This window comes from Nocardia sp. CC201C, from assembly GCF_030010695.1.
Lineage (GTDB): Bacteria > Actinomycetota > Actinomycetes > Mycobacteriales > Mycobacteriaceae > Nocardia > Nocardia otitidiscaviarum.
In genome coordinates this window covers 1-22,509 of record NZ_JASCXP010000070.1, presented here as the reverse complement: position 1 = coordinate 22,509, position 22,509 = coordinate 1, and the positions used below count along the sequence as shown (strand labels likewise).

Genomic DNA, 22,509 nt, shown 5'->3' with positions numbered 1-22,509 from the left:
TGCCGAGGACGCGGTGCGCGGCGGCGCGGACGGTGCGGGCCTGGTGCGCACCGAATTCCTGTTCCTCGACCGAGCCGACGCCCCGACCGCCGCGGAACAGGAGCAGGTGTACCGGGATCTGGCGAACACCTTCGACGGCCGCCCGGTGGTGCTGCGCACCCTCGATGTGGGCGGTGACAAACCGCTGCCGTATCTGGCCCAGCCGACGGAGGCGAATCCGTTTCTCGGACAGCGCGGTATCCGTCTCGCCCTGGCTCATCCGCACCTGTTGCGCGAGCAGCTGCGCGCCGTCGCACGGGTGGCCGCGGACCATCCGATCGGGGTGATGTTCCCGATGGTCACCGCCGTGCAGGAGATCGAGGCCGGGCGCGGGATGCTGGAAGAGGTGGCACCCGAAGGGCTTTCGATCGACGTCGGCATCATGGTGGAGGTGCCCGCCACGGCGGCGAAGACGGCGGAGTTGGCCGAGTACGTGGACTTCTTCAGCATCGGCACCAACGACCTCACCCAGTACGCCCTGGCAGTCGAGCGCGGCAACGATTCCGTGGCCGCGCTCGCGGACGCCCTCGATCCCGGGGTGCTGCGGCTGATCGACATGGTCTGTCGCGGTGCGGGCGGGGCGCGGGTGGCTGTCTGCGGTGAGTTGGCTTCCGACCCGGTGGCGGTGCCGATCCTGCTGGGGCTCGGCGTCACCGAACTCAGTGTCGCGCCCGCGGCTGTACCGCTGGTCAAGGCCGCCGTGCGGACGCTGGACCATCGGGCCTGCGCGGATCTGGCCGGGCGGGCGCTGCGCTGCGCGACGGCCGCCGCGGTGCGCGGGTTGACGCTTCCGGATTGATCGCCGGGCCGGGCGGATTGCCGAGGAGTCGCCGTGTCCGGCATAACCAACCGGTTGGTCTGCTCATTCAGGCTGTTCACAGCATTGCGTCACACACTCGAAGGTGATGCCCGACAAACCTCGCAACCCGTCCGCCCACTACGGACCGCGTCACGCCCGCGGGCCGCGACACCGTGCGGTGCCGGTGCGGTCGGTGCGCGCTCGTCGCGCCCGCGGGCTGGTGCGACTGCTCACCGCGACGGTAGCGGCCGTCGTAGTCGGCGTGACCGGGGTGGGCTGGTACGCGTCGGCAGGGCTGGATCAGGGCTTCACGCGCTCGGACGTGCTCACCGACGAGGACGCCGCCGCCCTCGACGGCGACCTCAACATCCTGCTGATCGGGCTGGACACCCGCAAGGACTTCGACGGCAAGGATCTGCCGCGCGAAGTCCTCGACGCATTGCACGCCGGGGACAGCGACGTCGGGGGCTACAACGCGAATTCGCTGATCCTGGTGCACATTCCGAAGGATCTCAGCAAGATCGTGGCCTTCTCCATCCCGCGCGACAACTATGTCGACGTCTCCGGGATCCCCGGCTACAGCAAGGTCAAGATCAAGGAGGCGTACGGCCTGAAGAAGGCCGCGGTGGAACAGGACCTGATGGAACAGGGCATGACCGATCCGATCGAGCTCGAGCATCGCGGCCGGGAGGCGGGACGCGCCTCCATCGTGCAGACCGTGCGCTCGCTCACCGGCGTCCCGATCAACCGCTTCGCCGAGATCTCCCTCGCCGGTTTCTACGATCTCGCCGATGCCGTCGGCGGCGTGGAGGTCTGTCTCAACAACGCCGTCGACGACAGCTACTACTCCGGCGCGGTCTTCCCGGCCGGTCGCCAGCACCTCGACGGCGCGCAGGCGCTGGCCTTCGTGCGCCAGCGCCACGGCCTGCCGAACGGCGATCTCGACCGCACCCACCGTCAGCAGGCGTTCCTCATGTCCGTGGCGAAGTCGCTGCAGGATTCCGGCACCTTCACCGACCTGGGCAAGCTCAAGCGACTCGTGGACGTCGCACATGCGGACATGATGCTGTCCAAGGGCTGGAATCTGCTCGAGTTCGCCCACACCCTGGGCCGGGCGGGTTCGATCCCGGTGGAGTTCCGCACGCTGCCGGTGCTGCGCTACGCCACCGTCAACGGCCAGGACGTGAACATCATCGACCCCGACGCGATCAAGCGGGAAGTCCGCACCGCCTTCGGACTCACACCGCCCACATCGACCACCACACCCGGCGCCGATGCGGACGAGGCGGCCGAAACCTCCGGCACGACAACGTCTTCGGCCACGGCCACGACGACAACGACCGCCACGGCCGCGTCGACCCCCGCCGCGGGCGAGCCGGTGACGGGGTCGATCGGCGATGGCATTCCATGCGTGAACTGAGTGGCGTCACGCGACCGCGACGGTGAAGCGGTCCGGCGGTGGCGTCCCGCCGGGCCGCGAACGCCGCTGATCCAGCACCGCGGACACCACCGTGAGCGCGGCAGCCGCCGCATATGCGAGCGCGGCGTACCCGGCGACGGTGCCGAACGTATCCGCCGCGGCCCGCGAGACCTCCCCGTCGCCGGTGGTCAGGGTCGCCAACGGCACGGGGTAGCGATCCGCCACATCGGTGAAGTCCGGCAGGGTGAGCGCGAAGACCAGCAGGGACACATCGGCGGCCGCGAGCGCCAGCAGACTGCGCGGGCGCAGGGTCGGCGCGAACGCAGTGGCGACCGAGACCGCCACCAGCAGCGGGGTCAGCGTGATCAGGGCGACCGTGCCGAGCGACATGAACACGATGACCAGCCACCAGCCGGGGGCGAGCACCCGCACCCCGAGCGCGAGCAGTACGACGAACACCTGACCGATAAGCAGTACCGAGCGATTCATCATCGACCTCCCGTCCAGGAACCACGATGCTGTCGATCCTGTCGTTCACAACCCGTTCGACACCTGCGCGCGACTACCCGACCGACCGCGTAGTTCCACTCGAGCCGCCGGGCCGCCGCAGCCGCTTGTCGACGGCGACCACGGCACTGGCGACGGCGGCGATCCCCACGATGCGCAGCCAGGAATCGCCTCCGATCGGGGCGGTGGCGAACACGGTGTTCATGACCGGCAGATAGGTGATGGCGACCTGACCGACGGCTTGTAGCGCCACACCCCCGGTGATCCACGGATTGGAGAACAGCCCGATCCGCCACGCGGAGTGGGTGAGCGAGCGGCAGCTGAACAGATAGAACGCCTCCACCACCACGAACAGATTCAGCGCGGCGGTGCGCGCCTCGGCCAGCGTCGCACCGTGGGCGAGTTCCCATTCGAACAGCCACCAGGTGCCCGCGACCAGCAGGGTCGACACCAGCAGGGTGCGCATCACCAGCGAACCGGTCATCAGGGGCTGGCCGGGATCGCGCGGCGGGCGGGTCATGATGGCCGGTTCCTTCGGTTCGAAGGCCAGCATGAGTCCGAGCGCCACCGCGGTGGTCATATTGATCCAGAGGATCTGGGTCGGCAGGATCGGCAGCGCCGCACCGGCCGCGATCGCGACCAACAGCACCAACCCTTCACCGATATTCGTCGGCAGTGTCCAGGTGATGAATTTGACCAGGTTGTCGAAGACGCCGCGGCCCTCCTCCACGGCCGCCTCGATGGTGGCGAAATCGTCGTCGGTGAGCACCATATCGGCGGCGTCCTTGGCCACCTCGGTACCGCCCGCGCCCATGGCCACGCCGATATCGGCCTGGCGCAGCGCGGGCGCGTCGTTGACGCCGTCGCCGGTCATGGCGACCACGTGACCGCGCGCCTGGAGCGCCTCGACCAGGCGGAGTTTCTGTTCGGGGGAGACGCGGGCGAACACGTGCGCGCGGTCCACCGTCTCGGCGAACCGGTCCGGGGGCAGGGTGTCCAATTCGCCGCCGGTGAGCGCGTTCTCGCCGTCGCGGGGGTCGAGCAGGCCGATGCGGGCGGCGATGGAGGCGGCGGTGGCGGCGTGGTCGCCGGTGATCATCTTGACCGCGATGCCCGCGCTGCGGCAGGACTCGACGGCGGTCGGCACGGCGGCGCGGGCGGGGTCGAGCATGGCCTGCAAGCCGGTGAAGTTCAGGCCGTCCGCGAGCGTGGTGACGGTGAACTCCGCGGGGGCGCGCACCGGACGCACGGCCGTTGCCAGCACGCGCAGGCCGCGTGCGGCCAGCTCGTCGGCGGCGGCGAGGACGGCGTCGCGGTCCAGTGGTGTGGTCGTGCCGTCGGCGCGCAGTGCGGTCGGGCACAGGTCGAGGATCTGTTCGACCGCGCCCTTGACCAGCACGATCTGGTCGGCGGCGGACGCCGAGCCGGTATCGCGGTGCAGGGTGGCCATATAGCGGCGGTGCGAGCTGAACGGGATGGTCGCCACCCGCGGCAGCAGTCGTGCGATGCGGTCGCGGTCGAGACCTGCCTTGGCGGCGGCCACCACCAGCGCGCCCTCGGTCGGGTCGCCGACGATCGTCCACCGGCCGTCATCGTGGTGCAGGGTGGCGTCATTGCAGGCGGCACCGGCGAGCAGCGTCCAGCGCAAGCCTTGATGGGTCTCCGATTCCGCTGGCGCACCGCTGGATTCGCGGACTATGCCGGTCGGCGCGTAGCCGGTTCCGCTGACCTCGAAGCGGCCGTCGGGTGTCCAGATGGTGGTGACGGTCATCTGGTTCTCGGTGAGCGTGCCGGTCTTGTCCGAGCAGATGACCGTGGTACTGCCCAGGGTTTCCACCGCCGGGAGCTGCCGAATGACGGCGCGCCGCTTGGCCATCCGCGAGACGCCGATGGCCAAGGTGATGGTGACCGCCGCCGGTAGCCCCTCCGGGATGGCTCCGACGGCGAGTGCGATGGCGGCGGTGAACATCTCGGCCGCGTCCTGGCCGCGCAGATAGCCCACGGCGAAGGTGGCGGCCGCCAGCACGAGAATGCCGACGGTCAGAATCCTGCTGAACCTGGCCAGTTTTCGCGTCAACGGCGTGGCCAGATCCTCGGCCGCACCCACCAGCCGGTGGATCGCGCCGACCTCGGTCTCCGCACCCGTGGCGACCACGATGCCCGCACCCGTTCCGGCGGTGACCAAGGTCGCCGAGTAGGCCATATTGCGCCGATCGGATACCGGGGTGCCCGCCGGGAGCACAACCTCGTCCTTGCTGACCGACGCGGACTCCCCGGTCAATGCCGACTCGTTCACACGCAGCTCGGCCACCCGGATCAGCCGCAGATCGGCGGGAATCTTGTCGCCCGCGTCGAGCAGGACCAGATCGCCGGGAACCAGCTCGTCGGACGGCACCGTCCGCTCACCGCCGTCGCGCACCACCCGGGCCTGGGTGCGCACCATGGACCGCAGCCCTTCGAGCGCGGCCTCGGCCTTCGACTCCTGCACGAACCCGACCAGTGCGTTGACCACCACGACACCGAAAATCACCGCGGAGTCCACGTATTCGGCCAGCGCCGCGGTCACCACACCGGCGGCCAGCAGCACATAGATCAGCGGATTGTGCAGCTGGCGCAGCAGGCGCATCGGCCACCCGGCACGCCGTGCGTCCGGCAAGGTGTTCGGCCCGAACCGTGCCATCCGCTCGGCGGCCTCGCCTCGGCTCAGGCCGCGATGCTGATCGGTCTCGAGCAGCAGCACTACCTCATGGGCGGACAGCCCATGATGGGCATTGCCGAACATGTCCGGCACGGCGATCTCCGCGGCTGCCCGCGGCACGACTCGGTCATACGATCGTTCGGCGGGGCGCATACCCCCATTCCATCTCCGGTGCGCCCCGCCCAACCAGGGCATTTCGTCCCCCGAACCGGGAGCCGGGCAACCCGGGCGACCCAAGGCCCTTCGCCCCTAGCGGCGGTACGACCGCGCCATCGGGGACCCCGCTCGGCGCACCGCCACTAGCATCGACCACATGGAATCCGGAGACCTGGTGGGGCGGTGGCGGTTGACCGCGTGGACCGCCACCGACGACACCGGCGCTGTCACCCGGCCGTTCGGTGACCACCCGGAAGGCTCCGTGGTCTACACCCCCGGCGGTTGGATGAGCGGCCACCTGTCCCGCTCCGATCGCCCGCACCTGTCCACACCGAACGCCCTCGGCGGCCCGGAATCCGCACGCGCCGAGGCCTATTCGACCTATATCGCCTACTGCGGCGAGTACTACGTCGAAGGTGACACCGTTGTCCACACTCTGCGCATGAGTCTGTTCCCGAACTGGGTCGGCACCGAGCAGCGCCGCATCGTCGACCTGTCCGACGACCGACTGGTGCTCAGCACCCCACCCACCCCGGTCGGCGACCAGATCCTCGTCAACCGCCTGCACTGGGTGCGCGTGGAGTAGCGGTTGCCTCGGCAGGCGGCGGTACCGAAGACGGCGGCGTCGGCGACCACGGTGGCACACCCACCACCGACCTGTGTCGCGATCACGCGCGCCAGCAGAGTCGACGAGCGCGATCGCTTCTCAGTCGGTCACCGTGAGCGACAGCCGGGCGGCGTAGTCGTAGGAGATCAAGACGAAATCGTCCCATACACACGCGTAGTAGCCCTCGGGCTGGATGCGGACCCGAGCCGCGAAATGAACTGTGCCCAGCAGGGTCTCGATGGCGTCGGCGCAGTCGAAGATGACGGCGGCCGCCGCGGCATGGCGCGCGCAGCGCCATGGGATGAACTCGCGCGCCGTTTCAGTTCGCCCCCCGCGAGTGGCGCTGGGCCAGTAGGGGTTCCAATTCTGCGGCTACGTCGTCGAGAGGTTGGACGGAACGGGTGGTGCGGCAGAGGATGATGGCGCCCTCTATCGAGGTGAGGGTGAGGGTGGCGAGGCGGGTCGCTCGGGGGGTGGGGAATCCGGCGGTGGTGAGGGACGTGGTGAGGGCGGTGTGCCAGCGGGTGAGGATGGCGGCAACCTCGGGATGGAGGGCGCGGTCGTCCTCGGTGCCGCTGACGGCAACCGCCACGGCGGGGCAGACTGCCTGGAAGTCGGAGGTGAGCAGCAGTTGCCGCCAGAACTCGACGAAGCGGTGCATGGCTTCGGTGGGGCCGGTGGCGGCGGCGCTCTCGATCATGTCGGCGATCGCGTCGGCGGCGAGTTGCAGTGCTTCACTGAGCAACTGGCGTCGTCCACCGGGGAAATGGTGGTAAACGGATCCGCGCGGGGTGCCGGTGCGGGTGAGCACCGCGTCGATGGTGACGCCCGCCGAACCGCGCTCCCGCAGCAATTCCACCGCGCCCAGCAGCATCTTCCGTTTGGTACCGCCGCGCGCCGTCACGACCGATTCTCCCGCGGCGGTTCGAATGTCGCCTTGATGGCGGCGAGATTCGCGCGCATATTGCGCTCCCATTCGGCCAACCGGTTGGCGATGATGCGGGATTCCTTGTCCGGCATGGTGGAGATGGCGTGGCTCAGCCCGGACGGGCCGGGGCCGAGGCGTCCCCACTGACGCACGATCACGCCCGAGCGCGCTGGATCCACCTCGAATCCCCAGGTGGCGCTGACCCCGGCCGGTCCGTGCACCTGCCAGACCCAGCGCCGTTCCGGCTCCACCTCGATCACCTCGCACTCCGTGCACCAGGTGCCCATGGCGCTGTGCTGATTGGTGCCCCGGAAGCGTGCCCCCACCGCGACCCGATCCGCGCCGTCGAGCCATGCCGCGGACTCGAGTTCCTCGGAGACGCGCGAGGGCAGCGTGATGTCGGTGACCAGCGCCCACGCCTGGGCGGCGGTGCACGAAACACGTTCGGATACTTCGACGGTCGGTTGATCGCGGTAGCGCACGCGGTGGCCTCTCGGGTTCCCATCAAACGGTTTCTATGATGTATAACATAGTGCATGGTCGCAGCGCAGCCCCGACGGAATCCGCTACGGATCGGCGTAGTCGTCGAACCCCGCCTACCCGGAGCCGCGGAGTTCGCGGTGGAGGCCGAGCGGCTCGGCGTCGATTCGCTGTGGGTGCCGGAGGTGTGGGGCTACGACGCCCTGACCGGCCTGGCCTATCTCGCCGCCCGGACGACCTCGATCGGATTGGGCACCTTCGTCGTTCAGCTCGGCTCCCGCTCCCCGGCGCTGCTTGCCACCTCGGCGCTGAGCGTGCAGGAACTCTCGGGCGGTCGCTTCCGTCTCGGTATCGGGGTGTCGGGTCCCGCGGTGATGGAGGGCTGGCACGGCGTGCGCTTCCGCAAACCCGTGCGCACCACCCGTGAAACCATCGATATCGTGCGCCTGATCGGCCGTGGTGAACCGCTGCGGTACGACGGTGAGGTCTACACCCTGCCCCTGCCCGACAGTGCGGGCCGCGCCCTGCGGCCGCTGGTCGCGCCCCGGGAGGTGCCCGTCTACGTCGCCGCCATGGGGCCCGCCAACCTCCGGCTGACCGGCGCGGCCGCGGACGGTTGGCTCGGCAATGCCTTCATACCCGAAGCCGCCGAGGTCTTCTTCGACCCGCTGCGCGCGGGCGCGGAGTCGGCGGGCCGCACCCTGGCCGATCTCGATTTGGTGGCGCCCGTCGCGGTCGAGTTCGCCGACGACGAAGCCGATGCGGCACAACGCATTCGACGCCATGCGGAAGGTTACGCCTTCACCATCGGCGCCATGGGCGCGGCCGGCCGCAACTTCTACAGCGAGGCATTCACCCGACTCGGATTCGGACCGGCGGTGCGCCGCGTCGCCGACCTGTGGCAATCCGGTGACCGTGATGCGGCCCGCCGCGCGGTCCCGCTCGAACTGGGCGGCCATACCAACCTCGTCGGCACCCCCGAAGTCCTCGCCGAGCGCGTGGAACGCTATCGCGCGGTGGGCATTTCGACCCTGTTGGTGAAAATGGACACTCCGTTCGAGGAGCAGTTGACGACTCTGCGACGGCTGATCGACCTGGTGGACAGCCGGTCCGCCTGATGAGGAGAGACGTACATCACAGTGCTGACGGGTTACGAAACGACCAGCTCAGAGGTTTCGATAGTTGCTGAAGATTGTCTGAGGTACTGAGAGGTACTGAGAAGCACTCGGAAGGAACGTGAGATCGATATGCGCAAACTACTCGCCGCCACCGCGATCACCGGAACCCTGGCCGGAGGAGCCCTGCTGACCGGCATCGGTGCCGCGAGCGCGACACCGCCGCCGCCCTCGCCGCAGTGCACCGCCATTTCCTATCCGCTGGTCCTGCTGATCGAGGCGACCGGTGGCGCACAGAGTCCGCTGCTGCCCGCCGCCCAGGCCATCGCCGATGCGGTGTGCCGCTGATCCACCGCCTCGATAGTGGATGCTGCGAGATTGCGGTGGCGCACTCTCGGTAGTGCACCCGTGCTCGTTTCGTAGCGCTCCACCCGCCGCCCGCCACGCGTCCATCGGGCACGTAGCCGATGACGCCCTCGACACGGGGTGCGGCGGAATGGGCGGCCGATCGGCCCGAGAGACGGTCACGTATGGGGGCGAGATTCTCGACGATGGCTGCGCGGCGGCCGGGCGGCTTGACTGAAGGCATGACTTCGAACAACGAAAAAACAGCAGCTCAGACCATTCTCGTCACCGCGGGAACCGGGAAGGTGGGGCGGCGGGTGGCCGAGCGGTTGAACGCCGCCGAATACCCGGTCCGGATCGGATCCCGGTCAGCGGAGGTGCCGTTCGACTGGTCGGACCGTAGCGGCTGGGATGCGGTGCTGGAGGGCGTGTCGGCCGCGTTCCTGATGTACACCCCGGATATCGGGGATCCGCGTGCGGGAGAGACGATTCGGGCATTCAGCGAGCTGGCGGTCGCCAAGGGCGTGCGGCGGCTGGTGCTGCTGTCGGCCCGGGGCGAGGATCAGGCCGCCGCGGCCGAGACCGCGGTACGCGAAAGCGGGGCGGAATGGACCGTGCTGCAAGCGGCTTGGTTCGACCAGAACTTCGACGAGGGCGTGTTCACGGAGATGATCCTCGGCGGCGCGCTCGCGTTCCCGGCCGGTCAGGTCCTGGAGCCGTTCATCGACTCCGGCGATCTCGCCGATGTCGCCGTCGCCGCGCTCACGGAGGACGGGCATGCGGGCCGCAATTACGACCTGACCGGTCCGCGACTGCTCACCTTCGGTGACGCCGCGGCCGCCATCGGCGCGGCGACCGGTCGCGAGATCCAGTACATCCCGGTCAGCGGTGCGGAATTCGGTGCCGTGCTGACCTCCGAGTTCGGCATGCCGGACGAGGAGGTGGCGGTCATGCTGGACATCTTCGCGACCCTGCTGGACGGCCGCAATGCCACGGTGACCGACACGGTGCGACAACTGCTGGGGCGTGAGCCGAAGGACTTCGACGACTACGTGCGCGATGCGATCGCGGCGGGTGCGTGGAAGCAGGACTGAACGATCGCGCACCGAGCCCGCCTCACCCCGGCGCGACCGCGAGTCGCCGACCGGCGAGACGGGTTCGGTGGACGTGCAGGTGATCGGCCAGCGCGGAGATCGCCTGGGCGGCGGCGGAGTCCGGATGGGTGAGCACCATGGGGGTGCCGTCGTCGCCCGCGGTGCACACATCGGGGTCGAGGGGGATGCGGGCGAGGACGGGGCAGTCGGTGCCCAGGATGTCGGACAGCCCGGCACTGACCTCCTCGGCCCCGCCGGAACCGAACAGCAGGTGGCGAGCGCCGTCGGAGCCCTCGTACCAGGACATGTTCTCGACGACCCCCGCGACCCGCTGACCGGTCTGCACCCCGACCGCTCCGGCGCGTTCGGCGATGCGGGCGGCGGTGTGCTGGGGTGTGGCGACGATGAGCATCTCCGCGGTCGGTAGGAGTTGGGCGAGGGAGATGGCGATATCGCCGGTGCCAGCTGATCCACGACAGCGACACGCTTACGCAGCAATGGATCAACCGCCGAACCGCCGCGCTCCCGGCGGGATTCCGTGACGAGGTCCGGGCCTGGCTGCTCGCCCTGCACGACGGCGAGCGACGAGCCCGCCCCCGCGCCGAGGCCACACTGCACGCCTATTTCGCCCGAGTGCACCCGGTGCTGATCGGATGGGCCCCGACCCGACCGCACCTGCGCGAGGTCACCCGCGAGGACGTCTCAGTCGTGCTGAAGACCCTGACCGGCCACCGACGAAACGGAACCCTCGTCGCCCTGCGGTCGCTGTTCGGATTCGCCAAGCGACATCGCCTGATCTTCTCCGACCCGACCCGACCCGCCGCATGCACGCCGGACGCGCACCACACCGCTCGATACTGCCCATGACCACCGAGCAAGTCGACACCGTCACAGCGACCGCGATAACCCCACTCCAGCGAGTCATCGTCGCCCTGGTGGCCGTCTACGCCGCCCGCGCCACCGCGCTGCGACACCTCCTGCTCGATGACATCGACCTCTCCGCGCGCCGGATCCGGATCGGCGCAACCAGCCACCAGCTCACCGAATTCACCTACGCCGTCGTGACAGAGTGGCTGAACCACCGGCACGAGCACTGGCCCCACACCCCCGAACCGGCACGTCATCGTCTCGGGCGACTCCGTGCTGGGCACCGCACCGGCCTTCGACTACCACCTGACCTGGCCCCTCGGGCTGCTCGGCATCGACCTCGAACAGATCCGCGCCGACCGCGTTCTGCAAGAAGCACTCTCACTCGGCAGCGACCCGCTGCACCTGGCGCAAGCGTTCGGTCTCAGCGACAAGACCGCAGTCGAATACGCCATGATCGCACGCACCCTCGCCGAGTAGCCGCCGCCACATCCGAGCGAGCAAACCAGCGCTGGTCGTGGGGCCCGCCGCGAACAGTCCGGCCGGAACCGGTTTATCCGGGCTCCGGTGATCCGACAATCCGGATCGTCAGCTCGTGAGTGCCGGTGTCCGAGCGGTCGAGCGACCAGCCGCCAGCGGCGAGGGTGTCGGCCAACGCGTCGATCATCGCCCACCAGCTGGCGTGGACGAGGCGTTTACGGCGCGGCGGCCAGGCCGGTGATCGCGTGAACCGCTTGGTCGCTCGGTTTCCACGCGACGTACACGCCGGGCATGCCCTCGACGATTGGGTCGTAGAAGACGTAGGCGTGACCAGGGGGCACCTGAGTCCCCTTGGTGCTGTCGCCCGCGTCGAAGACCAGGACGCCCAGGAACTCCAGGTCGGCTACCACGTCAGCCGCGAGACGGGCGAACTCCGCTTCGCGCTCTGCGTCGACTCGGTCAAACAGCACCACGGACTCCATTCTCCTCAGCGGTCACCGTAAGCGCGGCTGAGTGCTGCTGGCACCGGTGAAACCTGACGCGTCGACGGGCGTTTTCGGCGGCGTTGGGTTGTGTCCGACGAACGCACGCCACCAACCAACGCGCTCAGGGGACCCTGCCGATCGGTATTCATGCTCCGTGGGGTTGCTTGATGTGCCTTTCGAGCAGCTTGATCGCGAGATCGTGGCGGTAGAACGCCGCCATGTCCATCGGAGTTCTACCGGTAGGGTCGGGCAAGGCGGGATCGGCACCGAAAGCCGGCAGCACCGCCGTCAGGTGGACGCTCAACGGTTCGCCGGTCTGTGCGGCGGCATCGCCCTCGGCATCGATGGCGTGCGTCAGCAGCGTCATGTCGACAAAGGCTTCATCGGGATCGGCGCCCTCAGCCAGCAGGCGAGCCAGGCCGACCACATCGAAGAGCTCGACCGCATGATGTGCCGGAGTCCAGTATCCGTGCTCGTCACTCATCAGAACAGTCAACCCGAAACCACCCTCCAACGCTCGGGCTAGATTCATGAGAGGGCAAGCTCAATGCCGCGCCGCGACCCGAACAGGCAGTCCGATGTCAAGTCCGACGACGGGGACGTCAGGTTTCACCGATACGGCATCCGGACAGTTTGGGATGCCGTCTGAAAGTTCACTGATCAACGGCGTCTCTATTCGCCGATGCAACCACGGGCCGCGGTTCGCCGGAATCCGTCGGGATTCCCACGACCACGGCGCGAACCCTGGCCAGTTCCCGCTGAAGAAGCTTCACTCACCATGAATACGCACGGTTCCGTCGCGCACGATATTGCGACTGGTGGCGAAATCCGCCGCCAGTTGAGTTTCCGACGGCAGCGGGCGATTTCCGTACACGCCGCTGCGAATACGGGCCCGCAGGATATACGCTCCGTCGAGGAGGCGGGAGTCCTCGCCCCCGGCCTGCGCATCGCCCGACAGCGCCTGCTGGCCCTCGCCATCGTCCTGCTCGGCCTCGGCCTGCCGCTGCCGGCATTGCTCGCCGTCGGCCACCCCACCTCGGCGGTGCTGCTCGGCACCCCCTGGTGTGTGCGGTCACCGCCGTCCTGGTCGGGCGAATGCTCGCAGTGGAGCGGGACTCGGCCATTCTGGTGGCGGCGGGCACCGCCATCTGCGGCGCGTCCGCCATCGCCGCCGTGGCCGCGGTGCTGCGTCCGGAGCGGGAGCGCCTGGCCTACGCCCTCGGCACCATCTTCGTCTTCAATATCGCCGCGGTACTGGTCTTTCCGCCGCTGGGCAGCGCGCTCGGGCTGTCGGAGCAGTCCTTCGGGCTCTGGGCGGTCACCGCCATCAACGACACCTCCTCGGTGGTGGCGGCGGGGGTGATCTTCGGCCCGGCCGCCGCGCAGTTCGCGGTCACCGTGAAGATGGTGCGCAGCCTGCTGATCGTGCCGCTGTGTCTCGGTGTGCACCTGACCGTCCGGCGGTCGGAGCGGGCCGCCGCGCCCTGGCGGGCGGTGCCGGTGTTCGTGGCGCTGTTCGTCGCGGCCTCGGTGCTCGCGAGCACCGGCCTGATTCCGACCGTATGGGCGGCGGCCCTCGGGTCGGTCAGCGCCTGGCTCATCGCGGCGGCGCTGGCCGCGATCGGAACATCGTTGAGCTGGAGTCACATTCGCGCTGGTGGCGGCAGGCCACTGCTCTTCGGCGGCATTCTCGCCGTGGTGCTGTCGGTCAGTTGTCTGATATTGCAGTGGGCAACCGGCTGGTTATGAGCGCCGCGGCTGCCACAATGGAAGCGTGGTTGACTCGACCGGTCGCGGCGTGATCGATGTGAGGACCTCGGCGGGGGTATCCGCGGCACAGGCGTTCGAGGCGTGGGAAGGGGCGGTGAGCGCCGCCTATGTGCCCATGTCCGTCTCGCCGGTGCACCTGGGGGATTTCCACGGGCGCGTGGACGCGGCCCAGTTCGGCGATCTCACCCTGTCCCGTGTCCGGGCCAGTGCCCAGGTGGCTCGTCGCACCCGCCGCCTGGTGGCGCTGTCCGAGGAGCCGATGCTGTTCGCCGTCATCCAGTGCGGCGGTGCGCCGGGCTGGCTCGAGCAGGGGGAGCGGGTACCCGGACCGCATCCGGGCGAGATGTACCTGCTCGATACCGGACGGCCCTACACCGTCTGCGTGGACGACTGCTGGGACCGCATTGTCGCGCAGGTGCCCCTCGAGCCGATCCTGGAGCGGACGGGTTTGCGCCCCAACGAGATTCGAACCGGTGTGCCGCTGCCCGGCACCGGCGCGGTGGGCGTCGTCGGACGCTTCTTCCGGGATCTGATCGACCTGCGATCCGAGGATTCGGCCGGAATGGAACTGCTGGCCGCGCACGGGATGGACCTGTTGGCCGCGGCGGTCCGCTTGGCCGCGAGCGAGCCGCGCTGTGGCCGTTTCGCCGAGGTGCTCGATCTGACCGACTACCGATCGCGCTGCGCCGGAACGACCACGAAGTAGCCCGCGCGGCTCGGTGTCACGCAGACGGCTTCGTATAGTTCATGCGGCTTCGTGTAGCTCACGCGGCTCTGGGCAGCTCACGTCGGCAGGGCCCGGCACAGCGCGTCGAGCGCGGCGGCATAGGCGTGCTCGGGCGGGGTGCCGTAGCCGATCACGAGGCCGTCGCGTGGTGGCATGGTGCTGTCGGGGTGGCGGTAGGACCGGAACCCGTCGAGTGCCAGGCCGAGGCGGTGGGCCGCGCGCAGCGTGGCCTCCTCCGTGCCGTCCGGCAGTTCGAGGACGGCGTGCATACCCGCCGCGATGCCGCCGACCCGAATGTGCGGGAAGCGCTCGGCGAGGATGCGGGTCAACAGGTCTCGGCGACGACGGTAGACGGCGCGCATGCGGCGCAGGTGGCTGTCGTAGCGGCCGGAGGTCAGGAAATCGGCGAGGGTGAGCTGATCGATGACACCGGTGGACAGTTCCCGCGGCCCCTTGGCGGCGAGCACGGCGTCGACCAGCCGGGCGGGCACGACCAGCCAGCCCAGGCGCAATGCGGGGGAGAGGCTCTTGCTGGTGGAGCCGAAATACACCACCCGGTCGGGGTCGAGGCCTTGGACCGCGCCGACCGGGTCCCGGTCGTAGCGGAATTCGCCGTCGTAGTCGTCCTCGAGCAGTAGCGCCCCGTGGGAGCGAGCCCAATCGACCACGGCCGCACGACGTTCCGGATGCAGCGGGCCGCCGGTCGGAAACTGGTGCGCGGGGGTGAGCAGCGCCGCAGTGGCCCCGGTGTCGGGAAGTTCGGCGATCCGGGCACCGTGGGCGTCGACCGGCAGCGGAATCGTGCGCAATCCGCACTCGTGCAGGATCTCCCGGTGGAATCCCAGACCGTAGGACTCCACGGCCACCGGTCCGGGCAGGATCGCACCGAGCAGCCGCAGCCCCTCCGCGAAGCCCGAACAGACGATCACCCGGTGGCTGTCGGCCCGCACCCCGCGGGCCCGCGCGAGATACTCCACCAGCGCCTCCCGTAGTTCGGGGCGACCTCGCGGATCCCCCACGCCGAAGGCGTCGTTCGGCGCGGCCGCCAGCGCGCGCCGGGCGGAGGCGAGCCAGGCCGTGCGCGGGAACGCCGCCGCATCGGGCGAACTCGGCAGCAGGTCGTGACCGAGGCGGCGCCGCGGCGGCGAGATCCGGTGCGGCTGCTCGGGTTCGCGAGGTACGGCGCGCTCGGCCACCCGGGTGCCCGACCCCACCCGCGCCGTGAGCCAGCCCTCCGCCACCAGTTCGGCATACGCGTCGGCCACGGTATTGCGGGCGATCCCGAGATCGCGGGCGAGGCCGCGGTAGGGCGGCAGCCGGGTGCCCGGGGCCAGACGTCCCGAGCGGACGGCCTCCCGCAGCGCCTCCATCACCTGGGCGCGGCGACTACCCCGGCCGCTGAGCTCCAGATGCAGATCGGCGCCCGCCTCGCGATTGACCCATGAATCTGGCACAGGATTGCACCCTACTCCGGGTCATTGCCACTCCTACGGTGAATGCACGGCCGTCCATCCGTCACCGTGTTCCACCGAAAGGAACTGTGCCGCCATGTCTCTCCTCGCGACCACCGCCACCGCCGACACTCCGTCGGCGGTGCGCGGATGGCTGGCCGTCTCGGCCGTCACCCTGGGCATCTTCGCCCTCATGACCTCCGAACTGCTCCCGGTCGGCCTGCTCACACCGGTCGCCGCCGACCTGCGTATCTCTGCGGGCGTCGCGGGCCTGATGGTCACCGTCCCCGGCCTGGTCGCCGCCGTCTCCGCGCCGCTGGTCACCCTCGCCACCGGCCGGATCGACCGGCGCGTCGTGCTCGCCGTCCTGGTCGGCCTGGTCGGTGCGGCGAACCTGGCGTCCGCCTTCGCCACCGACTTCACGCTGATCCTGCTCGCGCGGGTGCTCATCGGCGTCAGCGTCGGCGGCTTCTGGGCGTTGGCGGGCGGCATCGCACTGCGCCTGGTGCCGCCGCACCATGTCACGCGGGCCACGGCGGTCATCTTCGGCGGGGTCGAGACCGCCTCGGTCCTGGGTGTTCCCACCGGCACCCTGCTCGGCGACCTGAGCGGCTGGCGGATCGCCTTCGCCGCGGTCGGCGTGCTGGGCCTGATCTCCCTGGTCTGCCTCGTGCTGCTGATGCCGAAGGTGCCCGCGCGGCGCACCCTGGTATTCGGCGATCTGCCCCGGGTGTTCACCACCAACGCGGGTGTCCGGGCCGGAATCGCGCTGACCTTCCTGGTCGTCACCGGACATTTCCTGGCCTACACCTTCGTCCGCCCGGTGCTGCTGTCCCACGGCGTGGATGACGGCGTGATCGGCGCGCTGCTGCTGGTCTTCGGCGTCGCGGGCATCTGCGGCAACTTCATCGCCGGGGCGCTCATCGCGAAATACCTGCGGCACACCGTCGTCGGACTGGCGATCCTGCTGGCCGCGGGCATGCTGACCCTGCTGGCCGTCGACCACACCGTCGTGACGGCGGCCGTCACCCTCGTCATCTGGGGCCTGGGCTACGGCGCGGTGCCGGTCACCTTCCAGACCTGGATTCTCGACACCGCGCCGCGGGATCCGGAGGCCGCGTCGTCGATGTACGTCTCGGCCTTCAACCTGTCCATCGCGCTCGGCGCGCTGATCGGCGGTCTGGCCGTGAACGGCCTCGGGGTGGGTAGCGTGCTGTGGCTGGGCTCGGCGCTGGCGCTGGGCGCACTGCTGGTGGTGCGCCCGCGCCGGGCGAGTCACGAACTCGTGCGCTGAATCACCTCGCGGGCCAGGGCCCGATACTGATCGGCCCCCGACGAGCGGGGTGCCCAGGTGGTGATGGGTTCCCCGGCGATGGTGGCGTCGGGGAACCGGACCGTGCGGGAGATGACGGTGTCGTAGACGCGGTCGCCGAAGACCTCGCCCACCCGGGCCATGACCTGCCGCGAGTGCAGCAGCCGCCCGTCGAACATGGTGACCACGATGCCCGAGAGGGTGAGCTTCGGATTCAGCCGCTCGCGCACCTTCTCCATGGTGTCGGTCAGCAGGGCCAGGCCGCGCAGCGAGAAGAACTCGCACTCCATCGGAATGATCACCCCGTCGGCGCAGGCCAGCGCGTTGACGGTGAGCAGGCTCAGGGAAGGCTGGCAGTCGACGAGGATGTAGTCGTAGCGGTCCCGGACCGGGTCCAGCACCCGTCGCAGCGACTGTTCCCGACCAACCTCGTTGACCAGTTGGATTTCCGCCGCGGACAGGTCGATATTGCTGGGCAGCAGATGCATGTTGTCGACCCGGGTCGGCATCACGACCTCCTCGACCGGCGGCGCCGACTTGCCGAGCAGGTCGTAGATCGTCACGTTCAGGTCGTGGGGTGGCACCCCCAGACCCGCGGACAGCGCTCCCTGCGGATCGAGGTCCACCAGCAGGACGCGTAGACCGGTTTCGGCGAGCGCGGCACCGAGATTGATGGTGGAGGTGGTCTTGCCGACGCCGCCCTTCTGATTGCACAGGGCGATGACGTGGGCCTCGGTGCGCGGTAGCTCGTTCTTCACCGAGGGCTCGAACGCGTTGACCGTGGTCATGATCCGCACCCACCCTTACCCGAGGTCGCGCCGGATTTGCATCGACTGCAAGGCGGATCACTGAGATACCGGGTGTTTGCTGGCATGTCGCCAGGCTAGCGGGTGACCCGCCCGAAGGCCGACACCTTCGCTGAGTGATTCCTCACCGAGGTCCGAAATGGGCGAAATCGAAGCGCACGTCGGTGAGCTTCTCGGACCGCTCCCAGAGTCGTTGGGCGAGTTCGCGATCGTAGGAGGCGTGGCTCGATGACGTTCGCATCGGATATCCACGCAAACCGAATAGTCTGTTCGGGCCGTAGTATCCACCCGGCTCGACCTCGGCGGTCGCCGCGAACAGCAGTGGCAGCGCGCCCATTTCAGGGCTCTGCCCCGGGTTCAGCCAGGGCAGCGCGGTGGTCAGACGGTGTAGCGGTGTGGTGACGAACCGCAGCAGCGTCCCGCTGCGGGTGACGATATCGGTCTCGGCGTATCCGGGATGCGCGGCGACCGACAGCACCGGCGCACCGGCCGCATCGAGTCGCCGCTGCAATTCGTAGGCGAACAGCAGATTGGCCAGTTTGGATTGCGCGTACGCCCCGTAGCGCCGGTAGCCGCGCCGCTGCCAATCCAGATCGTCGACATCCAGGCCGGCGATGAGATGGGTGTGACTGCTCATCGAGACGACCCGATCGCGCACCCGGTCCAGCAGTAGCCCGGTGAGGGCGAAATGACCGAGATAGTTGGTTCCGAGCTGTTTTTACGAGGCGGTCTGCCCCGCGAACTCCACCTCCGGCACCGTGACCGGGTGCTCACAGCTGGCCGGCGGATCGACCAGTGCGCAGTCCGACAGCGGTCGCACCGGGCGGTATTCGGCGGGCACGCCGTCGACCGCGATGATGTCGCGGTAGGTGTCGACGGCGTCGGTGGGGGTGCGGGTGAGGTTCGGGTCGGTGCGGACGTCGACGGTGTAGAGCCCGAAACGGGGTGCGTAGGAACCCCATTCGTAGTTGTCGGTGATGCTCCAGTAGTTGTAGCCGATCACGTTCATGCCGTCGGCCTTGGCGCGCTGAATCCAGTAAACGGTGTCGCGCAGGTGGTCGGATCGGGTGTAGCCGTCGGCGCGGGGTGCGCCGTCCTCGGTGGGCATTCCGTTCTCGACGATGTAGAGCGGCTTGTCCGGGAAGCGCTCCGCGTAATGGCGCAACGCGTAGTAGATGCCCTCCGGGCGCACCGGCAGCTCCCACATGCCCGCCGGGGGCGGCACCGAACCGTCGGTGGACGCCTCGGGAGCCTGAAGGCCGAAATAGTAGTCGACACCGATGATGTCGAGCCTCGCGCCGATGCGGTCCAGCAGCGGGCCGTTCACCTCGGCCTCGGCTCCCGCGACATAACCGACATTGCTGGTGACCCGCGCGTCCGGCTGCACCCGGTGGATGTAGTCGTAGATATCGTTGTGCGCCCGCGCGACCAGGTCCAGCATCCGCCCGGCGTCGGCGCCGTTGTGGCGCACCTCGTGCATGATGTAGGCGACCGGCTCGTTCACCGTGACCCAGACCGGATTCCAGTCCGCGTACCGGTCCACCACCCGCCGCGCGTTGCGCAGCCAGTCCTCGGCGATGGCGGGGTCGTTCCAGCCGCCGCGATCGGCCACCCAGCCCGGATACACCCAGTGATCGAGGGTGAGCATGGGCCGCATGCCATGGTCGAGAATCTCGGCGACCACCGCGTCGTAGAAGCGGAACGCATCCTCGTCCCACTGGCCCGGTTGCGGCTGCACCCGCGCCCATTCGATGCCGATTCGGAAGACCTTCGCGCCGAGATGGGCGGCGAGTGCGATGTCCGAGGCGTAGCGGTGATAGAAGTCCACCGACTGCCCGTACGGTTCGTAGCCCTTTGCCTCGATGTAGCGGGTCCAGTTGCTATCGGGGGTCGCGCCCTCGGACTGAAATCCCGACGCGGCCACGCCCCAGAGAAAATCGTCACCGAGCCCACCGCGCACGGACGGCGGTACGGCCGCCGCATGCGGTGCCACCAGCAGGCATGCCGCCGCGGTTGTCAGTCCGGTGATTACGCAGCGACGCAGCCTGGAGCGCATGCGAAAATCGTAGCTGTCAGATAGCTGTGACCCGGGTCAGGCGCGCCGATGGCGCCGCTCTCAGCGGGGGAGCGGCACCGGATCGGTACAGCTGGACGGCACGTCGACCAGTGAGCAGGTGGCCGGTGCGCGGGTGGGCAGGTAGTCGCCCGGGACGCCGCCGTCACCGACGATGGCGCGGTAGGCCTCCACCGCGTCGGTGGGGCGTCGCGTCAGGCTCGGATCGGATCGAACGTCGACGGTGTACAAGCCGAAACGCGGCGTGTAGGAACCCCATTCGTAGTTGTCGGTGAGGCTCCAGTAGTTGTACCCGATCACGTTCATGCCGTCGGCCTTGGCGCGCTGGATCCAGTAGATGGTGTCGCGCAGATTGTCGCCCCGGGTGTAACCGTCGGCGCGGGGCAGCCCGTTCTCGGTCGGCATGCCGTTCTCCACGATGTAGAGCGGTTTACCGGGGAACATGCGGTCGAAATGCCGCAGCGTGTAATAGATCCCGTCGGCCTGTAACGGCATCTTCCACAGTTCGGACAGTGCGTCCGGGGAGATCGCGGGCAGCACCTCCGGGGATATGCCGTAGTAGTAGTCGATGCCCACGTAGTCGAGCCGGTCCGCGATCCCGGCCAGCATCGCGCCGTTGACCGCCTCGTCGACGGCGGGAATGTAGGCGACATTGCTGGTCACCATCGCATCCGGGCGCACCTGGTGGATGTAGTCGTAGATGCCGTTGTGGGCGGCGATGAGGCGGCTCTGCATGAGCGGCAGTTCGGCCGCCGACAGACCGCCGTTGCGGACCTCGTTCATCATGTAGATGGCCGGTTCGTTGATGGTGACCCACAGCGGATCGCGAGCGGCGTAGCGGTCCACGACTTTTCGCATATTCGTCAGCCAGTCGTCGAGCATGGCGGGATTGCGCCAGCCGCCGCGATCGACCTGCCAGCCGGGGTACACCCAGTGGTCCAGTGTGAGCATGGGCCGCATACCCGCGGCCACGATGGCGTCGATGACCGCGTCGTAGAAGCGGAAGGCGTTCTCGTCCCAGACGCCGGGCTCCGGCTGGAGCCGGGCCCATTCGATGCCGATGCGGTAGGTGTTCACGCCGAGTCGCCGCGCGAGCGCGATATCGGAGGCGTAGCGCGAGTAGAAGTCGACGCTGTTCAGATACGGGTCGTAGTCCGGATTCCCGGCGATGTAGCGGGTCCAGTTGCTGTCGGGCGCGTGCCCCTCCGACTGGAAGCCGGAAGCGGCTACGCCCCAATGGAATCCAGGCCCCATGGGTGGCAGCGGCGCGGACGCGGGCGTCGCTGCCGCCGGAGCCGTCACGGTGAGTAGCGCGGCCCCGGTGAGGGCGGCGAGGACCTGGCGACGGGTGCGGGGGCGCATGGAACTCCTCATCCGGGCAGTGGAATCCGATGGGGCAATGCTGGTCGGTCGACCAGCATTATGCACGGATCGCGGAATCGTGTGGAAGCAATTGAGTTCTCAGCGCGTCGACCGCCCAGTCCTGCCAGGCGGATTCGGGCCACCCGCGTTCACCGACCAACAGGTGGTAGGTCTCGGGGGCGAGTACGACCATGGCGATATCGGCGGCCCTGGCGGCATCGAGACCTCCGCGCAGTGGCGTCTTCGCGGCGAGCGCCTCGGCCAAGCGCGCCTGGACGGTATGGCGCTGGGCCAGATTGGTCTGCCACAGCTCCGCGATCTCGGCATCGTCGGCGGCCGCCGATCGCACCACCTCGAGCAGTGGAGTGACGCGCCCCAGGATCTGTCCGGCGGCGACCACCTGGAGGCGCAGCTGTTCCTCGGGTGGGGCCGCCACCGCCTCGGCGAACCACGGCCGATCGAGGGTGGCCACGGGTTCGGCATCGCCCGCGATCTCCACATCCAGGAGTTCGGTGAGGATGGCACGTTTGGTGGCGAAGGTGAAGTACAGCGTCTGCACGGCCATTCCGGCCTGTTCCGCAATGGCTTTCATGGTGGTCGCGGTGTAGCCGCGGGTGGTGAACAGCTCCCGCGCGGCGCTGAGCATGCGGGTGCGATTGGCCGAGGCGCGGGCCGCGCGCACGCCGGTGGTCTTCGCGGTCATGGCTCACATCCTACTTGACTAGAGCAGGGCTCTAGTCGATCCTTTCACTAGATCGACGCTCTAGTGAAAGGATATCGGCAATGCGGGGTACGGGGCGTCTGCAACTACTGCTGATCACCGTGGTGGAACTGGTGATCTTCTTGGATACGACGGTGCTCAACGTGGCGCTGCCCGCGATCGGGCAGCGGTTCGGGCTCGGTGAGGCCGGGCTCGGCTGGGTCACCAACGCCTATCTGCTGGCCTTCGGCGGGTTCATGCTGCTCGGTGGGCGGGGCGCGGGGCGG

At 68.9% G+C, this 22,509-nt stretch carries 25 protein-coding genes and 1 pseudogene; 12 read left to right on the top strand and 14 right to left on the bottom strand.

From position 1 onward, the window contains the following. Together QK444_RS10670 and QK444_RS10665 are read left to right on the top strand one after the other, a co-directional pair. Positions 1-838 (top strand): putative PEP-binding protein (locus QK444_RS10670; protein ID WP_349239519.1); only part of this gene is annotated, 838 nt, incomplete at its 5' end. A gap of 106 nt (positions 839-944) precedes the next feature. Next, positions 945-2,258 carry an LCP family protein gene (locus tag QK444_RS10665; protein WP_282779390.1) on the top strand — a complete coding sequence of 438 codons (1,314 nt, stop codon included), beginning with the start codon at positions 945-947 and terminating at the stop codon, positions 2,256-2,258. A gap of 6 nt (positions 2,259-2,264) precedes the next feature. Here QK444_RS10665 and QK444_RS10660 read toward each other — a convergent pair whose 3' ends face one another. Together QK444_RS10660 and QK444_RS10655 are read right to left on the bottom strand one after the other, a co-directional pair. Continuing rightward, positions 2,265-2,747, bottom strand: coding sequence for a hypothetical protein (locus tag QK444_RS10660; RefSeq protein ID WP_282779389.1), 483 nt, complete (start codon positions 2,745-2,747; stop codon positions 2,265-2,267). A 73-nt stretch (positions 2,748-2,820) separates the two neighbouring features. Continuing rightward, entirely contained in the window at positions 2,821-5,547 is a 2,727-nt protein-coding gene (locus QK444_RS10655; RefSeq protein WP_282779391.1) for a cation-transporting P-type ATPase, read from the bottom strand. Positions 5,548-5,776: 229 nt separating this feature from the next. Between QK444_RS10655 and QK444_RS10650 the strand changes: the two genes are divergently transcribed. Then, positions 5,777-6,205 (top strand): lipocalin-like domain-containing protein, encoded by a 429-nt coding sequence (locus QK444_RS10650; RefSeq protein WP_282779387.1) that lies wholly within the window; start codon positions 5,777-5,779, stop codon positions 6,203-6,205. Positions 6,206-6,545: 340 nt separating this feature from the next. On the opposite strand, the gene QK444_RS10645 is transcribed toward QK444_RS10650, so the two are convergent. Together QK444_RS10645 and QK444_RS10640 are read right to left on the bottom strand one after the other, a co-directional pair. Beyond that, entirely contained in the window at positions 6,546-7,130 is a 585-nt protein-coding gene (locus tag QK444_RS10645; RefSeq protein WP_282779385.1) for a TetR/AcrR family transcriptional regulator, read from the bottom strand. Next, positions 7,127-7,636: an SRPBCC family protein gene (locus QK444_RS10640; RefSeq protein ID WP_282779383.1), complete on the bottom strand. Its 510-nt coding sequence runs from the start codon at positions 7,634-7,636 to the stop codon at positions 7,127-7,129. The genes QK444_RS10645 and QK444_RS10640 overlap by 4 nt, the downstream gene beginning before the upstream one ends. A gap of 54 nt (positions 7,637-7,690) precedes the next feature. On the opposite strand from QK444_RS10640, the gene QK444_RS10635 reads away from it, so the two are divergent. From QK444_RS10635 to QK444_RS10625, 3 genes are all read left to right on the top strand, one after another. Then, the gene (locus tag QK444_RS10635) at positions 7,691-8,752 is read left to right on the top strand and encodes an LLM class flavin-dependent oxidoreductase (protein ID WP_282779382.1); all 1,062 of its coding nucleotides are present in this window, start codon (positions 7,691-7,693) and stop codon (positions 8,750-8,752) included. 129 nt (positions 8,753-8,881) lie between these two features. After that, positions 8,882-9,097 (top strand): hypothetical protein, encoded by a 216-nt coding sequence (locus tag QK444_RS10630; protein WP_282779381.1) that lies wholly within the window; start codon positions 8,882-8,884, stop codon positions 9,095-9,097. 239 nt (positions 9,098-9,336) lie between these two features. Further along, complete coding sequence (locus QK444_RS10625) at positions 9,337-10,188, top strand: NAD(P)H-binding protein (RefSeq protein ID WP_282779380.1); 852 nt, start codon at positions 9,337-9,339, stop codon at positions 10,186-10,188. Positions 10,189-10,210: 22 nt separating this feature from the next. On the opposite strand, the gene QK444_RS10620 is transcribed toward QK444_RS10625, so the two are convergent. Further along, entirely contained in the window at positions 10,211-10,600 is a 390-nt protein-coding gene (locus QK444_RS10620; RefSeq protein ID WP_282779378.1) for a P-loop NTPase, read from the bottom strand. Between the two features lie 230 nt (positions 10,601-10,830). Between QK444_RS10620 and QK444_RS10615 the strand changes: the two genes are divergently transcribed. Then, positions 10,831-11,055: a hypothetical protein gene (locus tag QK444_RS10615; RefSeq protein WP_282779376.1), complete on the top strand. Its 225-nt coding sequence runs from the start codon at positions 10,831-10,833 to the stop codon at positions 11,053-11,055. Between the two features lie 273 nt (positions 11,056-11,328). Continuing rightward, the gene (locus QK444_RS10610) at positions 11,329-11,535 is read left to right on the top strand and encodes a hypothetical protein (RefSeq protein ID WP_282779374.1); all 207 of its coding nucleotides are present in this window, start codon (positions 11,329-11,331) and stop codon (positions 11,533-11,535) included. Positions 11,536-11,750: 215 nt separating this feature from the next. Here QK444_RS10610 and QK444_RS10605 read toward each other — a convergent pair whose 3' ends face one another. The 3 genes from QK444_RS10605 to QK444_RS10595 all read right to left on the bottom strand — a co-directional run bounded on the left by QK444_RS10605 (position 11,751) and on the right by QK444_RS10595 (position 13,050). After that, positions 11,751-12,005, bottom strand: coding sequence for a hypothetical protein (locus QK444_RS10605; protein ID WP_282779372.1), 255 nt, complete (start codon positions 12,003-12,005; stop codon positions 11,751-11,753). Positions 12,006-12,165: 160 nt separating this feature from the next. After that, positions 12,166-12,504 carry a hypothetical protein gene (locus QK444_RS10600; RefSeq protein ID WP_282779370.1) on the bottom strand — a complete coding sequence of 113 codons (339 nt, stop codon included), beginning with the start codon at positions 12,502-12,504 and terminating at the stop codon, positions 12,166-12,168. A 285-nt stretch (positions 12,505-12,789) separates the two neighbouring features. After that, positions 12,790-13,050, bottom strand: a complete 261-nt coding sequence (locus tag QK444_RS10595) for a GntR family transcriptional regulator (protein WP_282779368.1) — start codon at positions 13,048-13,050, stop codon at positions 12,790-12,792. A gap of 65 nt (positions 13,051-13,115) precedes the next feature. On the opposite strand from QK444_RS10595, the gene QK444_RS10590 reads away from it, so the two are divergent. Next, a complete protein-coding gene (locus QK444_RS10590; protein WP_282779366.1) occupies positions 13,116-13,769 on the top strand; it encodes a putative sulfate exporter family transporter in 654 nt (217 codons plus the stop codon). A 25-nt stretch (positions 13,770-13,794) separates the two neighbouring features. Beyond that, positions 13,795-14,496 (top strand): hypothetical protein, encoded by a 702-nt coding sequence (locus tag QK444_RS10585; RefSeq protein WP_282779365.1) that lies wholly within the window; start codon positions 13,795-13,797, stop codon positions 14,494-14,496. A gap of 77 nt (positions 14,497-14,573) precedes the next feature. Here QK444_RS10585 and QK444_RS10580 read toward each other — a convergent pair whose 3' ends face one another. Next, on the bottom strand, positions 14,574-15,971 hold the full coding sequence (locus tag QK444_RS10580; RefSeq protein ID WP_282779364.1) for a PLP-dependent aminotransferase family protein: 1,398 nt from the start codon (positions 15,969-15,971) through the stop codon (positions 14,574-14,576). Positions 15,972-16,065: 94 nt separating this feature from the next. Between QK444_RS10580 and QK444_RS10575 the strand changes: the two genes are divergently transcribed. Then, complete coding sequence (locus QK444_RS10575) at positions 16,066-17,262, top strand: MFS transporter (RefSeq protein WP_282779363.1); 1,197 nt, start codon at positions 16,066-16,068, stop codon at positions 17,260-17,262. Here QK444_RS10575 and QK444_RS10570 read toward each other — a convergent pair. From QK444_RS10570 to QK444_RS10550, 5 genes are all read right to left on the bottom strand, one after another. Then, a complete protein-coding gene (locus QK444_RS10570; RefSeq protein ID WP_282779362.1) occupies positions 17,244-18,068 on the bottom strand; it encodes a ParA family protein in 825 nt (274 codons plus the stop codon). The two genes, QK444_RS10575 and QK444_RS10570, sit on opposite strands and share 19 nt — an antisense overlap. A gap of 142 nt (positions 18,069-18,210) precedes the next feature. Then, the gene (locus tag QK444_RS10565; protein ID WP_282779360.1) at positions 18,211-18,723 is read right to left on the bottom strand and encodes a hypothetical protein; all 513 of its coding nucleotides are present in this window, start codon (positions 18,721-18,723) and stop codon (positions 18,211-18,213) included. An 81-nt stretch (positions 18,724-18,804) separates the two neighbouring features. Then, the gene (locus QK444_RS10560) at positions 18,805-20,142 is read right to left on the bottom strand and encodes a family 1 glycosylhydrolase (protein WP_282779358.1); all 1,338 of its coding nucleotides are present in this window, start codon (positions 20,140-20,142) and stop codon (positions 18,805-18,807) included. A gap of 60 nt (positions 20,143-20,202) precedes the next feature. Next, positions 20,203-21,534: a family 1 glycosylhydrolase gene (locus QK444_RS10555; RefSeq protein ID WP_282779356.1), complete on the bottom strand. Its 1,332-nt coding sequence runs from the start codon at positions 21,532-21,534 to the stop codon at positions 20,203-20,205. Positions 21,535-21,580: 46 nt separating this feature from the next. Next, a complete protein-coding gene (locus tag QK444_RS10550) occupies positions 21,581-22,225 on the bottom strand; it encodes a TetR/AcrR family transcriptional regulator (RefSeq protein WP_282779355.1) in 645 nt (214 codons plus the stop codon). 80 nt (positions 22,226-22,305) lie between these two features. Here QK444_RS10550 and QK444_RS10545 point away from each other — a divergent pair. Further along, positions 22,306-22,509: pseudogene (locus QK444_RS10545) on the top strand (MFS transporter); the annotation flags it as partial.

Coding starts and splice junctions, on each gene's coding strand:
- QK444_RS10600 (WP_282779370.1), bottom strand. CDS start 12,504: ATGAGTGACGAGCACGGATACTGGACTCCGGCACATCATGCGGTCGAG.
- QK444_RS10630 (WP_282779381.1), top strand. CDS start 8,882: ATGCGCAAACTACTCGCCGCCACCGCGATCACCGGAACCCTGGCCGGA.
- QK444_RS10590 (WP_282779366.1), top strand. CDS start 13,116: ATGCTCGCAGTGGAGCGGGACTCGGCCATTCTGGTGGCGGCGGGCACC.
- QK444_RS10655 (WP_282779391.1), bottom strand. CDS start 5,547: ATGTTCGGCAATGCCCATCATGGGCTGTCCGCCCATGAGGTAGTGCTG.
- QK444_RS10665 (WP_282779390.1), top strand. CDS start 945: ATGCCCGACAAACCTCGCAACCCGTCCGCCCACTACGGACCGCGTCAC.
- QK444_RS10575 (WP_282779363.1), top strand. CDS start 16,066: ATGTCTCTCCTCGCGACCACCGCCACCGCCGACACTCCGTCGGCGGTG.
- QK444_RS10635 (WP_282779382.1), top strand. CDS start 7,691: ATGGTCGCAGCGCAGCCCCGACGGAATCCGCTACGGATCGGCGTAGTC.
- QK444_RS10550 (WP_282779355.1), bottom strand. CDS start 22,225: ATGACCGCGAAGACCACCGGCGTGCGCGCGGCCCGCGCCTCGGCCAAT.
- QK444_RS10650 (WP_282779387.1), top strand. CDS start 5,777: ATGGAATCCGGAGACCTGGTGGGGCGGTGGCGGTTGACCGCGTGGACC.
- QK444_RS10565 (WP_282779360.1), bottom strand. CDS start 18,723: ATGAGCAGTCACACCCATCTCATCGCCGGCCTGGATGTCGACGATCTG.
- QK444_RS10620 (WP_282779378.1), bottom strand. CDS start 10,600: ATGCTCATCGTCGCCACACCCCAGCACACCGCCGCCCGCATCGCCGAA.
- QK444_RS10660 (WP_282779389.1), bottom strand. CDS start 2,747: ATGAATCGCTCGGTACTGCTTATCGGTCAGGTGTTCGTCGTACTGCTC.
- QK444_RS10625 (WP_282779380.1), top strand. CDS start 9,337: ATGACTTCGAACAACGAAAAAACAGCAGCTCAGACCATTCTCGTCACC.
- QK444_RS10570 (WP_282779362.1), bottom strand. CDS start 18,068: ATGACCACGGTCAACGCGTTCGAGCCCTCGGTGAAGAACGAGCTACCG.
- QK444_RS10555 (WP_282779356.1), bottom strand. CDS start 21,534: ATGAGGAGTTCCATGCGCCCCCGCACCCGTCGCCAGGTCCTCGCCGCC.
- QK444_RS10560 (WP_282779358.1), bottom strand. CDS start 20,142: ATGCGCTCCAGGCTGCGTCGCTGCGTAATCACCGGACTGACAACCGCG.